The following is a 13,287-nucleotide window of genomic DNA, read 5'->3' on the forward strand; positions in this document are numbered from 1 at the left end:
ACTTCCTGACCTCAGGAAGTGGCCTTCGACGTGCAAGCGCTAGACGCGCCTCCGGCTCAGCTGCAGCGCGCGACCCGGCTCACGGAGTACGGCTTGTAGGCGGCGGCGTAGAACTTCTTCTTGCCCTTGGTGTGGGCGTTGACGGTCATGCAGCGGTACTTGGCGGCCTTGTCACCGACCGAGCCCTTCCTGACGAACATGATCTTGACACTGACCTTGTGGCTGCAGTGGTTGTTGAAGTAGATGGTCGCGGTCGTGTTGCCCTCACCCCAGGAGTAGTTGGCCCACTTGCCCCTGGGCTTGGAGCAACTGACGCTGTCGCGCTCGATCCCGGCTCGGGCCGACGCCGCACCAGCCTTGGTCGCGGTGGAGGCCGCGCTTGCCGGTGCCGAGGACAGCAGCAGAGCGGCCGTGGCGGCGGAGCCGAGGAGAACGGATACGAGCTTCTTGCGAGTCATGCTTCAACCCCATGAAGGTAAGTAGATCTTGACAAAAGCACCATACCGGTCGTCCGAATCGTGCGTAAAGCCGCCCCCTCACCATCCGTAGAACATCCGGTTACGCAGCGCCGTCCGAAGTCCAAGCCGACTCTTGATGCCCTGGGCATCGACGGTGCGAGCGTCACCCGGCTGGTCAAGGAGTTCGAGGCCGAAGGGCTGGTCGGTCGCCGCCTGGACCCGGCGGACAACCGCTACACCCTGTCCGCGCTGACCTCCGCCGGCGAGCGCGTCGCGGCCGATCTGGAGCGATCGCACCAGGCGTACCAGGAACGGCTTCTCGACGGCGTCACCCCGCAACAGCAGGAGATCGTGCTGGGCGTTCTACACCGCATCCGCGCGAACATGATCGAGCAGGAGAGCCGATGACCGAAGACGTGCGGGCCGCTGCCCGGCGCATGTACGCGGCGTTCAACGCCCACGACCACGCCGCCACGGCGGAGATCTTCACCGCGGACTTCTACAGCCACCCTCTGGACACGACCGGCCCCGAGAGCGTCACCCGGTCGTGGCAACGGTTCCACGAGACCTTCCCGGATGCCCGGGTCGTCGTCGAGGACATGGTCGTCGAAGGGGACACGGCCGCCGTCCGTACGAGCGTGCACGGCATTCCCGGGCGGCAACCACCGACCATGCTGGAGATCTTCCGCGTGCGCGACGGACGGATCGCCGAGCTGTGGGGGCTGTCGTCGCTGCGACGCGACTCCTGACACAGCGGTTCGGCGCACGGCTGTGGCGCCGAAACCGCTTGACGTCTCTTCCCTGGTCCGATCCACTGAGCCCGGCTCAGGCGGGGAGCACCTTGAAGCGGCGGTTGACCAGGCTCGGGTTCTTGGCGCGTACGGCGCGCAGCCGCTCAGCGCCGATGACGGCCGACGCCACTCCCGGCGCCTCGCCCGCCGACGCCACCACCGTGCCCATCGGGTCCACGACCGCGCTCTGCCCGGTGCAGACGGGGCCGGTCTGGCCGCTGGCCAGGACGTACGCGGTGTTCTCGATCGCGCGGGCGCGGACCAACGTGATCCAGTGGTCCTCCTTGGCGGGCCCGGCGACCCACGCGGCGGGTACGACGAAGGCCTCGGCTCCGGCGTCGACCAGGAACCGGGCCATCTCCGGGAAACGGAGGTCGTAGCAGGTCAGGACGCCGAAAGTGAGGTCGTCCAAGGTGAAGACGAGCGGTTCCGGCGCGTGCGCCTGCACCCGGTCGGACTCGCGGTAGCCGAAGGCGTCGTAGAGGTGCACCTTGCGGTAGACGCCGAGCTGGTCGCCGCCCGCGTCCACGGCGAGCACGGTGTTGCTGGGCTTGCCGCGCTCCCCGGCCGGCGCCTCGGTCATGCCGGCGACGACGGCGATGCCGTGCTTCTTCGCCAGCGCGCCGAGGGCGGTCGCGAAGGGCCCTTCGAGGGGCTCCGAGTCGGGGACGATGTCGGCCGTCACGTCCGGGTTGGAGTACATGGCGTTCTCCGGCAGGACGACGAGCCGCGCCCCTTGGGCCGCCGCCTGTTCGATCAGCCCCGTGGCGGCGTCGAGGTTGGCGGACTTGTCGGTGGTGGCGCTGAACTGTCCGACGGTGACGAGCATGCAGGGTCTCCTAGTGGGTGAGTTCGTGGGTCTGGTCGAGCGCGGCCTTGAAACCGGCCATGATGGCGCCGTGCTCCATGGTCAGGACGAGCTGGTCGGCGCCGTTCTCCAGGGCGAACGCCTTCTCCTCCGGCGACCACGCGGGCAGCACCCAGGGTTTGCCCGCGGCGCGGGCCGCGTCCGCCACGATCTTGAGGTCGGCGAAGTCCCCCTCCGAGCGGGAGTAGGCGCCCCGGCCGCGGCGGATGGACAGGTCGCTGGGGCCGATGAAGACGCCGTCGACCGTGTCGAGCGCGAGGATGTCGTCGATCTGCTCGATGGCGCCCGCGTCCTCGATCATCGGGTAGACGCGGGTCTCGCGATCTTGGCGTACGATCCACTCGTCGTCGAACCCGCCGTACCGCGCCGTTCGTCCGCCCGCGAAGCTTCTGTCGCCCAGAGGGGGGAACTTCCCGAAGGCGCAGACGGCGGCCGCGTGCGCGGCGCCCTCGATGTGGGGCACGACGACGGCGGTGGCGCCGAAGTCGAGGGCCTGCTGGATCGGCCCCCGCTCGGGCCCGAGCACCTTGGCCAGCACCTCCAGGCCGAGACCACGGAGGAACGGGATGAAGCGTTCGAGGTCGGCCAGGTCGAAAGAGCCGTGTTCGATATCGAGCACCACCGCGCCGTAGCCCAGGTCGGCCACGATCTCGGCCGCGGCGAAACTCGGACCGGACAGCCAGGCGGCGTATCTCCGCTGCAACGGATACTCCTTCTCATGGTTAGTATACGCTGTGTATACACACGAACGTGGGGGTGGCATGAACTGGGAACCGGACATCGCGCCGGCGGCTACCGCGGGCGAGCGTGCCTACCGATGGACGCGCGAGGCGATTCTCGGCGGCCGGTTTCCCGAGGGGTCCTTCCTGGAGGAGAAGCTGGTCTGCGACGAGGCCGGCGTGTCGCGCACTCCCGTCCGTGAGGCGTTCCACCGCCTGGCGGCCGAGAAGTACATCGACCTCCTGCCCAGGCGCGGCGCGCAGGTGCGCAGCGTGACGGCTGCCGAGTTGTTCGAGACGTACGAGATGCGGCTTGTGCTCGAGATCCACGGCTTCCGGATCCTGTGCGACAAGAAGACCGACATCCCGCAGGAGCTGTCGGCGCACCTGGACCTGATGGAGGATCCGGACATGGTGGCGCGGTGCAGGGCGGGCGACCGCGACGCGATCGCCGAGCACGCCAAGATGGACTTCTTCTTCCACTTCGCGTTCGTCAGGGCCACGGGCAACACCGTGCTGACCGACCTGTTCAGCAGCCTCCAGCCACGGCACCAGCGGATCGGGGTCAGCGCCGTGGCGGCGCGCCCCGACCGGCTGGCGGTCATCAACCCCGAGCACCGCACCCTGCTCGCGGCCCTGACCATGCACGACTTCGACACCGCCGAACGCACCCTGCGCAACCACCTGCGGCCCGACGAGCGGGTGGTCTCCCACCTGAGGTGATCACCTGGCGATCGCCCGCCACAGCTCGCGGCGCTCGGCCTGCTCAGCGGGGTCGGGCACCGGCGCCGCCGCGACCAGCCTCCTGGTGTAATCCGTCCGGGGATCGTTCAGCACCTCGCGGGCCGGGCCGTGTTCGACCATCCGCCCCTGCTGCAGCACGGCGACGTCGTGCGAGAGCAGCTCGACCACACCCAGGTCGTGGCTGATGAACAGACAGGAGAAACCGAGCCTGTCCTGCAGCTCCTGGAACAACCGCAGCACCGTGGCCTGCACGGAGACGTCCAGCGCCGAGGTGGGCTCATCGGCGATGAGCAGCTCGGGCTCCAGCGCCAGCGCGCGGGCGATCCCGACGCGCTGCCGCTGGCCGCCCGACAGCTCGTGCGGGAACCTGCCGGCCCAGTTCCTGGGCAGCTCCACCTGGTCGAGCAGCTCCAGCACCCGCTCGTGGACGGCGGTGCGGCCCGCGTACCGGTTGATGATCATCGGGGCCGCGATGGAGTCGCCGATCGACCGGCGCGGGTCGAGCGAGGACCCCGGGTCCTGGAAGACCATCGAGTACTTCCTGCGGAACCCGCGCAGCTCCCTGGCGCCGAGCCCGGTCACGTCACGTCCGCAGATCTCGATCGTGCCGGACGTGGCGCGGACCAGCCCGACGATGGCCCGGCCGATCGTGGACTTGCCCGAGCCCGACTCGCCCACCAGGCCGAGGACCTTCCCCTTCCCGATCTCGAAGCTGATGTCGTGCACCGCTTTGAACCCTTTGCGGCCCAGCCGCCCCGGGTACTCGACCTGGAGGCCGGCGACCCGCAGCGTGGCGCCCTCCGGCGTGTCGCCGCCGGACGGCGCCGGCTCGGCCTGGCCGCGCCGGGGCACCGCGGACAGCAGCTTGGTGGTGTACTCGTGCCGGGGTTCGGCGAACAGCCGGGCGACCGGGGCCTCCTCCACGACCTCGCCCTGCTTCATCACCACCACCCGGTCGGCCAGGTCGGCGACCACGCCCATGTCATGGGTGATGACCACGACCGCCGAGCCGAGGTCCTTCTGCAGGCGGCGCAGCAGCTCCAGGATCTCCGCCTGCACCGTGACGTCGAGGGCCGTGGTCGGCTCGTCGGCGATGATGACCTCGGGTGACCAGGCGATCGCCATCGCGATCATCGCGCGCTGCCGCTGGCCGCCGGAGAGCTGGTGCGGGTAGCTGTCGATCCGCGACTCCGGCTCCGGGATGCCGACCTTCCTCAGCAGCTCCAACGTACGTGAGCGGGCCTCGGCGGCCGGTACGCGCTCGTGGCACTGGATCGCCTCGATGATCTGCTCGCCGATGGTGTAGACCGGGTTCAGCGCGGTCATCGGCTCCTGGAAGATCATCGCGATCCGCTTGCCCCGGATGTCGCGCAGGGCCTCCTCGCCGAGGTCGAGCAGCTCGGTGTCGCCGTACCGGATGCTGCCGCGACGGCGCGCGTTCTTGGCCAGCAGCCCGAGCACCGACATCGAGCTGACGGACTTGCCCGAGCCGGACTCCCCGACGAGCGCCACCACCTCGCCCTTGGCGACCGTGAAGCTGACGTTCTTGACGGCGGGCACCCACGTGCCCGCGATCTGGAAGTCCACCGAGAGCCCCTCGACTGAGAGGATCGGCTCGGCGGGACTCGTGCCGGTTGTCATGCGTCCCTCGAGGTGTTCCGGTCGTATTCCTGTATGTAGGCGGAGCAGAAACCGATCACCCGCTCGATCCAGATCTCGCCCGTCTTCGCGTTGCCGAGACTCACGTCGCCGGTGCAGCCGGTCGCGCTCACCTCGGAGAAGTCCCACAGGACGGTCCCGCGCACGTCGTGCCCCGGGATCGCCGCCTCCGTGTAGCTCGTCGGGGTCCAGCCGCTGCCCGACGCCAGGCCGCCCGAGACGGCCAGCTCGCTCTGGACCTGGTCGGGGAACATCGCGAGCATCGCGGAGTGCTCGGGCTCCGCGCCGTGGCCGTACGCCGTGGCCGGGTCGTCGTAGACGTCCCGCATGAGCGCGTAGCCGAGCTGCCACGGGTACAGGTGGCCGACGAGAACGCCCAGGTCATGACGTGCCTGGAGGCCGGCGTCGATGACGGGCCCGACGTTGCCGCCGTTGTTGTTGATGATGATCACGCGACGGAAGCCGGACTGCACCAGAGCCTCGATGATCTCGTACGTGACGGCGCGCAGCGTCGCCGGGCTCAGCGAGAGGTTGCCGTTGAAACCGCGGAAGACCCCGGAGTGCCCGTAGTGGAGGGCGGGCGCGACATAGCACCCGTTCTCCTTCGCCAGCTTGTCGGCCACCCATTCCGCCACGATGGAGTCCTCGTGGATCGGCAGGTGCGGGCCGTGCTGCTCGACCGCGCCGATCGGCAGCAGGATGATCGGGTCCCGTTCCGCCAGCTCCTTGACCTGGGTCCAGGACAGCTCGCCGAGCCTGTGGGTGGAAGGGAGGGTCATGAATGCGGTCCTTTCAGTTGGTGCCACGGCGCCGCGGGTCGAGCAGGTCGCGGATGCCGTCCCCGAACACGTTGAGCGCGAGGACGACGAGGATGATGAGCACGGACGGATAGAGCAGCAGCGTCGGCTGGACCTCCAGGAAGTCGCGGCCCGAGCCGACCATGGTCCCGAGCGAGGGCAGCGGCGGCTGCGCGCCGAGGCCGAGGAAGCTCAGCCCGGCCTCCATCTGGATGGCGAAGCTCACCGACAGGCTCAGCTGGACGATGATGGGCGCCGCCACGTTCGGCAGGATCGTCCCGACGAGGATTCCCGCGGGCCGCGCGCCCATGATCTTCGAGGCTTCGACGTACTCCAGGTTCCGGATGGCCAGAACCTGGGTGTAGACGATCCTGGTGAACCTCGGGATGTACAGGACGCCGATCACCAGGACGACGTTCACCAGGGCCGGGCCCATGATCGCCACCACCGCGATGGCCAGCACGATCGGGGGGAAGCTCAGCAGGACGTCGATCCCGCGCATGATGATCGTCGAAGCCCAGCGGCCGACGTACCCGGCCACGAGCCCGAGCGCGACCCCGATGACCGCCGCCACCAGCACCGCCGACAGCGCCACCCCGAGCGACACCTGGAGCCCGACCAGCAGGCGCGACAGGACGTCGCGCCCGAAGTCGTCGATGCCGAGCACGGAGGCCGAGGTCAACGGCTTGCCGACGATGTCTCGGTAGTCGTACGGCGCGATCAGCCTGGCGAACAGCGTGACGATCGCGATCAGCAGCAGGAAAGCGCCCGCGACGGACGTCCGGCGGTTGGACAGCATGCGCCGGAGGAAGGTCCTCCTGCCGGCGCTCTCGATCGCAGGCGCGCCTGACAGCACGGTGGCCATGATCAGTTATCCTCCGCCCGGGGGTCGAGTGCCCTGGCGACCAGGTCTCCGACCAGGTTGACCAGGATGACGATGGTGGCCGCGGCGAGGACGACGGCCTGGATGACGGGATAGTCGCGCTGTCCCACGGCGTTCATGAGCAGGGAGCTCATCCCCGGCCACCCGAAGATGGTCTCGACCAGGACCGTGCTCCCGATCAGCGTCGTCAGCTCGACCGTCGTCGCGGAGACGACGGCGAGCAGCGCCGTACGCAGCGCGTGCCGGTTGATGACGTGCTTCTCGACCAGGCCCTTCGCCCGAGCCGTGCGGACGTAGTCGGCGTTGAGCGTCTCCAGCATCGACGCCCTGGTCATCCTCGTCACCACCGCGCACGAGGCCGCCGTCAACGTGGCCACGGGCAGGATGAGGATCTGCAGGTGGGCGAGCGGATCGTCGAACGGCGAGGCGAACCGGCGCGGCGGCAGGATCGGGATGAAGAACGCGAACACCAGCAGCAGCAAGGTGCCGATCACGAACACGGGCAGCGAGATCCCGAAGATCGACCCGGCGACCAGCGCGTGGTCGGCCGGTTTGTCGGCGCGCGTGGCGGCGATCCGGCCCAGCGCGATGCCGACCACCAGCGAGATCGCCAGCGCGATGAGGACGAGCTCCAGCGAGTTGCCGATCCGGGACGGAAGGTCCTGCATCACCGGGCGGCCGCTGATCAGCGAGGTGCCGAGGTCGCCCTGGACCAACCGGGTCCAGAACCCGACGAACTGGCTGAAGAACGGCTCTTCGAGGTGCATCGCGGCCCGGGTGGCGGCGACCTGCTCGTCGGTGGCCGCGTCGCCGAGCACCGCCCGGGCCGGATCGCCGGGGATGAGCCGTACGAGGAAGAACACGATGGTTCCGACGAGGAGCAACTGCAGGATCGCCTGGGCGAACCGCTTGGCCAGGAAACGCCTCACGCCGTCTTCTCCATCCAGGTCCGGCGCAGGGCCGTGGCGGTCCAGGCGCCCTTCGGGGGGTGCTCGTAGCCCTTGACGTGGTTGTAGTGGGCCTCGCCCTGCTCGCGGCGGATCGTGTACGTCATCGGGACCAGCTCCAGGGCCCGTTTCTCGACGTCCAGGTAGATCTCGTTGCGCAGGCTCTGGTCGGAGCTCCTGCGTGCCTGGGTCAGCAGCTCGTCGATCTTGTCGTCGGCGAAGTCGAGGTACTTGGCGAAGGCGCCGGTGCTGCCGATGAAGTCGCCGAGCGAGGCGGGATCACCGAACTTCGGCGCCGTCCCCCAGGAATGGACGGGGAAGACCTTGGTCGACACGCTGGAGCGGAAGGTCAGCCACTCCTGCTGGGTGAGGTTCACGTTCAGTCCCGCTGCGCGCAGGCCGGGCAGCATCGCCTGCGCGGGCCTGGCGATGACCGAGTACGAGCTGGTGGTCACCACCGGCAGCGTCAGGCCCTCCTGCCCGGCCTGTTTGAGCAGGAATCGGGCCTGTTCCGGGTCGTAGGGCATGGAGCCGGCGAGCTGGGGCGCGTACGGGGCGAAGGTCTCCGACATCAGGGCGCCGTCCATCGGCTTGCCGTGCCCCAGCAGCGCGGTGTCGAGGACGGACTGCCTGTTGATCGACATCGCGATGGCCTTGCGGACGCGTACGTCGTCGAAGGGGCGCCGGCTGGTCACGAAGCCCACGAAGCCGAACCCGAAGGTCTTGTCCGAGACGAACCGCAGCCGCGGGTTCTCGGAGATGACGCCGACGTGGGTGGCGGGGACGTAGTCGATCATGTCCACGGTCGCCGTGCGCAGTGCCGTCACGCGGGCGTAGTCGTCGCCCATCGGCTGGAAGACGATCCCGTTGAGGTACGGCAGGCCGTCCTCGAAGTAGTTCTCGAACCGGACGTATGTGGTGCTCACCCCCGGGATGCGCTCCACGAACCGGAACGGTCCGGTGCCCATGACCTGCGTCTTGGTGTTCGCTCCCGACTCGATCCACTTCCTGGAGATGATGTTGGTGGTGGGCGCGGCCAGGGCGAACGGGAAGGCCACGTCGGGCTGCTTGAACCGGAATACCACGGTGGTGGCGTCGGGCGCCTCGACGGAGGCCACCTGGTCGAGCAGCGGCGCGGACGCCGCCGCGGTCGCCTTGTCCATCATGCGGCGGAAGGAGAAGACCACGTCGTCGGCGGTCATCATGGACCCGTCGTGGAAGCCGACCCCGGGGCGCAGCTTGACCTTGTAGGTCAGCTCGTCGGCCCAGCCGAACTCGCTCGCGAGATCACCGACGATCTCTCCGGCCCCGTTGTACTGGACCAGCCCGTTGTAGGCGAGCTGGCGCAGGTAGTCGGAGGCGCTGCCGCTGGTGAGGTGGGGGTCGAGGTTGGCCGGGTCGGTGGAGAGACCGAAATACAGCACCCCGCCGCGGTTCGGTCCACCGCCACGCTCGCCCGGGCGGATTTCCTGCATCGATAGGGGCAAGGTCTCTGGGCTGCCGCAGGCCGTCAGGGCAGCTGCCCCCAGCGTGGCTACGCTTCCGGCGAGAAATCCTCGCCTGCTGATCACTGCCATGACATCTCCGCCTCGTCAGGGCCTGGCGCTGAGTCGTTGGGTTGGGGATCCATCAGGTATTGCGTATGTATACATGGCGTTCACACCAGGGTCAACGGGTTGCAGCCTGGCGGAATTTGAGATACCGGCCAGGACAAAACGTCCGCCCGATGACCCGTCGTAGGCTGAACCCCGCACGTAACGGACAGGAGGCTGAGGTGGCCGAGACGACGGTGGCCGAGGTGATGGCCGAGCTGGCCGAACTCGAGGACCCGAAGGCACGCGCGGTGAACGAGAGACACGGTGACGATCACGGTGTGAACCTCGGCAAGCTGCGCGCGCTCGCGAAGCGGCTGAAGACGCAGCAGGAGCTCGCGGGCCGGCTCTGGAAGACGGATGACACCGCGGCGAGACTGCTGGCGATCCTGATCTGCCGGCCGAAGGCGTTCGAGCGGGACGAGTTGGACGTCATGGTTCGCGAGGCCCGCGCACCCAAGGTGCACGACTGGCTCGTGAACTACGTGGTGAAGAAGAACCCGCACGCCGAAGAGCTGCGCGTGGCCTGGTCCGCCGATCCGGATCCAGCGGTCGCGAGTGCCGGCTGGGCGCTGACCACCGAACGGGTGGCGAAGAAGCCCGAGGTCCTTGACCTCTCAGGGCTGCTCGACGTCATCGAGGCGGAGATGAAAGAGGCCCCGGATCGCCTGCAGTGGGCGATGAACCACTGCCTGGCCCAGATCGGGATCGAGCACGCCGAGCACCGCGCCCGTGCGATCGACATCGGTGAGCGCCTGGAGGTGCTCAAGGACTACCCGACCTCCCCGGGCTGCACGTCTCCGTTCGCGCCCACCTGGATCGCCGAGATGGTGCGCCGGCAGGACGATCAGTAGTGGCCTGATGCGTTTCTGCTCTGTACGGCCCGCAGCACGAGCATGAAGCCCAGCAGCGCGCCAGGCGCGCCGGGCGGTCCGGCACGGGCGCGGTCTGCGGCATCTGCCCCGTCAGCAGGCCCAGTAGTTCCTCGGCGCTGGGCCGTGCCTCCGGGTTCTTGGCCAGGCAGCGCGCGAGCAGCGGCCGCAACCCCTCCGGCACCTCGGACAGATCCGGCTCGGTGGTCAGGATGGCGTGCATCAGGGCGGGCATCGTGTCCCCTTTGAACGCCTGCTCCCCGGTAGCCGCGAACACCATCGTGCTGGCCCAGCTGAACAGGTCCACCGCCGGCCCGACCACCCCGCCCGCGAACTGCTCGGGCGCCATGAACGCGGGTGTCCCCATCACACTGCTGGTGGCGGTCTGATCCAGCGCCCGGGCGATCCCGAAGTCGATCACGACCGGCCCCTCGGGTCCATGATCACGTTGCTCGGCTTGAAGTCCCGGTGCACGATCCCGGCCCGGTGGACGGCGGCCAGCGCGGTCAAGGTGGTCACCGCCAGCCGTTCCAGCCCGCTGCCGAACCGTACCCCCTCGCCTCTCTTTCGCCCCGGCGGCGTCCTCCCCTGAATACACCGACCCCTGCCCGCCCCGGCCGAGTACGCCGCTCAGCCGGAAGGCGCTGATCTGGCCCGGATCCGCAGACGAGAGAGGCAGCACGAAATGACCTTAGTGCGCCCTCCATCCCCACCACCGCCGTGCAGCTACGTCAGACCCCCATGCCCTCTTGCGGCATGACGGGACACTACGTATCGTGCCGATGTATCAAGTCGATATATCGGGCTGACGGTTCGCCGTAACCCGGCTGATGCGGGAGCTGCGATGAGGCGGATCGACTACGACACGGAGCAGTACCAGGACTACGCGCGTGGCCGTGCGCTCTCCGAGCAGCAGCTGCGGACATGGATCAGCGCCTTCGAAGCGGTGCTGCCCGAGCGGCGTCCGCTGACGGGGCTGGACGTCGGCTCGGGGACCGGCAGGTACACCCCCGCGCTGGCGCGAACATTCGGGCCGGTGACCGGCGTCGAGCCGTCGGTCCGCATGCGCGAAGTGGCGCAGGCGCAGTCCCGGCATCCCGGGGTGCGCTATCTGGCAGGCTCCGCCGAGGACATACCAGTGCCGTCCGGCAGCGCCGACTACGCTCTCATGTTCCTGTCCTGGCACCACGTCCAGGACAAGCCGCAGGCGGTCCGAGAGCTGGCCAGGGTGCTCAAGCCCGCTGGGCGGCTGCTATTGCGCGCGAATTTCAGCGACCACCATCCCAGGCCGTGGTGGCTGGAGCACTTCCCCCGCGGCTTCGAGGCGGACGCCTCGCTGTTTCAGCCGCTGCACGAGGTCATCGCGATGTTCACGTCGGCCGGCTGGCGCGTTGCCGGCTTCGGCACGGTCACCGAGCCGTCCGTCGGCACTCGCGCTGACATGCTCGAACGGCTGCGCCTGCGCACCCTCTCGTTCTTCGCCCAGCTCAGTCCCGACGAGCTGGAGTCCGGCTTCCGCCGCCTGGAGCAGGCCGTCGCCGCCGATCCCGACGCACCGGCGCCCGTATTCTCCGAGCCGCTCCTCACGCTCGAACGCTTCCAGTAGTCCCGACGGCGCCTGCACGACACCGGCCGGGGCGGGCACCGGCTGTGGGCGTCAGCACTCCACGAAGATGCTCTTCCAGCCGACGCCCGTCCCCTGCTTCGCGTTGCCCATGGCGGGCAGCGTGAAGTGCACCGGCCCTCTGGTGTTGATCTGGTTGTGCATCCGGCCGGCCTGGCCGGAGCCGTACCACTTGTACGACCCGCGGTAGCGGAGGTTGGTCACGCCGCACTTGTCGATGACCTGAGTCTGGCCGGTGAAGCCCGGCCCCTCGTAGGCCACGTACGTCGAGCCGGCGTCCTCGGCCGTCGAGGCGTTGGCGGCGCCGCCCATGATTGCGACCAGGGAGGCAGAGACGGCGCAGACAAGGGCGATTCTCTTGATGCTCTTCACGTCGATTCTCCAGGTGCCTCTTGGGTTATGGGCGAAAGCATTTTTCCTGACAAGAGGAACATATGGATCAACCCTTGATCGTCACTTGCGCCTCACTTACACCACACGTGACAACGGCAACGATCACGAGTGGACGTCCCCGATCGGCAGGGTCCGGTTCGCTCGCGGCAACCGGTGAAACCCGGTCGAGGGCACCGTGAAACCGGCACCGCCGAAAGTGAAGCCATGAGCATCACAGAACTCGGACGTACCGAGGGCCGCCCCGTCCTCGGCGGGGGCGCCGATCTGGCCGTACGCGCGCAAGGGCTGGTGAAGACGTTCGGCGAGCACCGCGCCGTCGACGGGATCGACCTGGAGGTACGCCCCGGTGAGATCTTCGGAGTCCTCGGCCCGAACGGCGCCGGCAAGACCACCACGATACGGATGCTGGCCACCCTGCTGACGATCGACGCGGGCCGCGCCGAGATCTTCGGGGTCGACGTGGCCGGCAACCCGCACATGATCCGCCAGTTGGTCGGCGTCACCGGACAATACGCGTCGGTCGACGAGAACCTGACGGCCCGCGAGAACCTCTGGCTCTTCGGCCGCCTGCAGGGCATCGCCGCGCCGCGCGCCCGGCGCATCGCCACCGAACTGCTGGGCCAGTTCGGCCTGGAAGAGGCCGCCGACAAGGCGATCGCGCACTTCTCAGGAGGCATGCGCCGGCGCCTCGACCTGGCGGCCAGCCTGATCACCAGGCCACCGCTGATCTTCCTCGACGAGCCGACCACCGGTCTCGATCCGCGCACCCGCGGCCAGATGTGGGACACCATCCGCGGTCTGGTCGCCGACGGCTGCACGGTGCTGCTGACCACGCAATATCTGGACGAGGCCGATCAGCTCGCCGATCGTGTCGCCGTCATCGACCACGGCCGCAAAGTCGCCGAGGGCACGCCCGACGAGCTGAAGACCGAGGTCGGCA

Annotated in this window: 16 protein-coding genes; 6 read left to right on the forward strand and 10 right to left on the reverse strand. The window is 68.7% G+C overall.

Going from position 1 to position 13,287, the window contains the following annotated elements; genetic code table 11:
* Positions 1-56: 56 nt before the first annotated feature.
* The gene (locus tag ACWEPL_RS48480; protein ID WP_350742213.1) at positions 57-458 is read right to left on the reverse strand and encodes a hypothetical protein; all 402 of its coding nucleotides are present in this window, start codon (positions 456-458) and stop codon (positions 57-59) included.
* Between the two features lie 60 nt (positions 459-518).
* Between ACWEPL_RS48480 and ACWEPL_RS48485 the strand changes: the two genes are divergently transcribed.
* On the forward strand, positions 519-866 hold the full coding sequence (locus ACWEPL_RS48485) for a MarR family winged helix-turn-helix transcriptional regulator (RefSeq protein WP_452440275.1): 348 nt from the start codon (positions 519-521) through the stop codon (positions 864-866).
* Positions 863-1,207: an ester cyclase gene (locus ACWEPL_RS48490; RefSeq protein WP_192789116.1), complete on the forward strand. Its 345-nt coding sequence runs from the start codon at positions 863-865 to the stop codon at positions 1,205-1,207. The genes ACWEPL_RS48485 and ACWEPL_RS48490 overlap by 4 nt, the downstream gene beginning before the upstream one ends.
* A 76-nt stretch (positions 1,208-1,283) precedes the next feature.
* On the opposite strand, the gene ACWEPL_RS48495 is transcribed toward ACWEPL_RS48490, so the two are convergent.
* A complete protein-coding gene (locus ACWEPL_RS48495) occupies positions 1,284-2,078 on the reverse strand; it encodes a carbon-nitrogen hydrolase family protein (protein ID WP_452440277.1) in 795 nt (264 codons plus the stop codon).
* Positions 2,079-2,088: 10 nt separating this feature from the next.
* Positions 2,089-2,820, reverse strand: a complete 732-nt coding sequence (locus tag ACWEPL_RS48500) for an HpcH/HpaI aldolase family protein (protein ID WP_363978542.1) — start codon at positions 2,818-2,820, stop codon at positions 2,089-2,091.
* Positions 2,821-2,878: 58 nt separating this feature from the next.
* On the opposite strand from ACWEPL_RS48500, the gene ACWEPL_RS48505 reads away from it, so the two are divergent.
* Positions 2,879-3,559, forward strand: a complete 681-nt coding sequence (locus ACWEPL_RS48505; protein WP_185069639.1) for a GntR family transcriptional regulator — start codon at positions 2,879-2,881, stop codon at positions 3,557-3,559.
* Here ACWEPL_RS48505 and ACWEPL_RS48510 read toward each other — a convergent pair whose 3' ends face one another.
* The 5 genes from ACWEPL_RS48510 to ACWEPL_RS48530 are packed head-to-tail and all read right to left on the reverse strand — an operon-like array spanning position 3,560 to position 9,290.
* The gene (locus ACWEPL_RS48510) at positions 3,560-5,221 is read right to left on the reverse strand and encodes an ABC transporter ATP-binding protein (RefSeq protein WP_363978539.1); all 1,662 of its coding nucleotides are present in this window, start codon (positions 5,219-5,221) and stop codon (positions 3,560-3,562) included.
* Complete coding sequence (locus ACWEPL_RS48515) at positions 5,218-6,018, reverse strand: creatininase family protein (RefSeq protein WP_363978536.1); 801 nt, start codon at positions 6,016-6,018, stop codon at positions 5,218-5,220. The genes ACWEPL_RS48510 and ACWEPL_RS48515 overlap by 4 nt, the downstream gene beginning before the upstream one ends.
* A gap of 13 nt (positions 6,019-6,031) precedes the next feature.
* On the reverse strand, positions 6,032-6,901 hold the full coding sequence (locus tag ACWEPL_RS48520) for an ABC transporter permease (protein ID WP_350742199.1): 870 nt from the start codon (positions 6,899-6,901) through the stop codon (positions 6,032-6,034).
* Positions 6,902-6,903: 2 nt separating this feature from the next.
* Positions 6,904-7,848, reverse strand: a complete 945-nt coding sequence (locus tag ACWEPL_RS48525) for an ABC transporter permease (RefSeq protein WP_363978533.1) — start codon at positions 7,846-7,848, stop codon at positions 6,904-6,906.
* The gene (locus tag ACWEPL_RS48530) at positions 7,845-9,290 is read right to left on the reverse strand and encodes an ABC transporter substrate-binding protein (RefSeq protein ID WP_363978530.1); all 1,446 of its coding nucleotides are present in this window, start codon (positions 9,288-9,290) and stop codon (positions 7,845-7,847) included. Before ACWEPL_RS48530 ends, ACWEPL_RS48525 begins: the two co-directional genes overlap by 4 nt.
* Positions 9,291-9,667: 377 nt before the next feature.
* On the opposite strand from ACWEPL_RS48530, the gene ACWEPL_RS48535 reads away from it, so the two are divergent.
* Positions 9,668-10,312, forward strand: a complete 645-nt coding sequence (locus ACWEPL_RS48535) for a DNA alkylation repair protein (protein WP_452440278.1) — start codon at positions 9,668-9,670, stop codon at positions 10,310-10,312.
* Here the strand turns inward: ACWEPL_RS48535 and ACWEPL_RS48540 are convergent.
* Positions 10,224-10,697, reverse strand: coding sequence for a protein kinase domain-containing protein (locus ACWEPL_RS48540; RefSeq protein WP_452440282.1), 474 nt, complete (start codon positions 10,695-10,697; stop codon positions 10,224-10,226). The genes ACWEPL_RS48535 and ACWEPL_RS48540 overlap by 89 nt on opposite strands.
* Before the next feature lie 477 nt (positions 10,698-11,174).
* On the opposite strand from ACWEPL_RS48540, the gene ACWEPL_RS48545 reads away from it, so the two are divergent.
* Positions 11,175-11,936, forward strand: a complete 762-nt coding sequence (locus ACWEPL_RS48545) for a class I SAM-dependent methyltransferase (RefSeq protein WP_452440279.1) — start codon at positions 11,175-11,177, stop codon at positions 11,934-11,936.
* Positions 11,937-11,987: 51 nt separating this feature from the next.
* On the opposite strand, the gene ACWEPL_RS48550 is transcribed toward ACWEPL_RS48545, so the two are convergent.
* Entirely contained in the window at positions 11,988-12,326 is a 339-nt protein-coding gene (locus tag ACWEPL_RS48550) for a MiAMP1 family antimicrobial peptide (protein ID WP_350742186.1), read from the reverse strand.
* Between the two features lie 225 nt (positions 12,327-12,551).
* On the opposite strand from ACWEPL_RS48550, the gene ACWEPL_RS48555 reads away from it, so the two are divergent.
* On the forward strand, positions 12,552-13,287 hold a 736-nt coding region (locus ACWEPL_RS48555; RefSeq protein ID WP_452440281.1), incomplete at its 3' end, for an ABC transporter ATP-binding protein.

This window comes from Nonomuraea sp. NPDC004186, assembly GCF_053603495.1.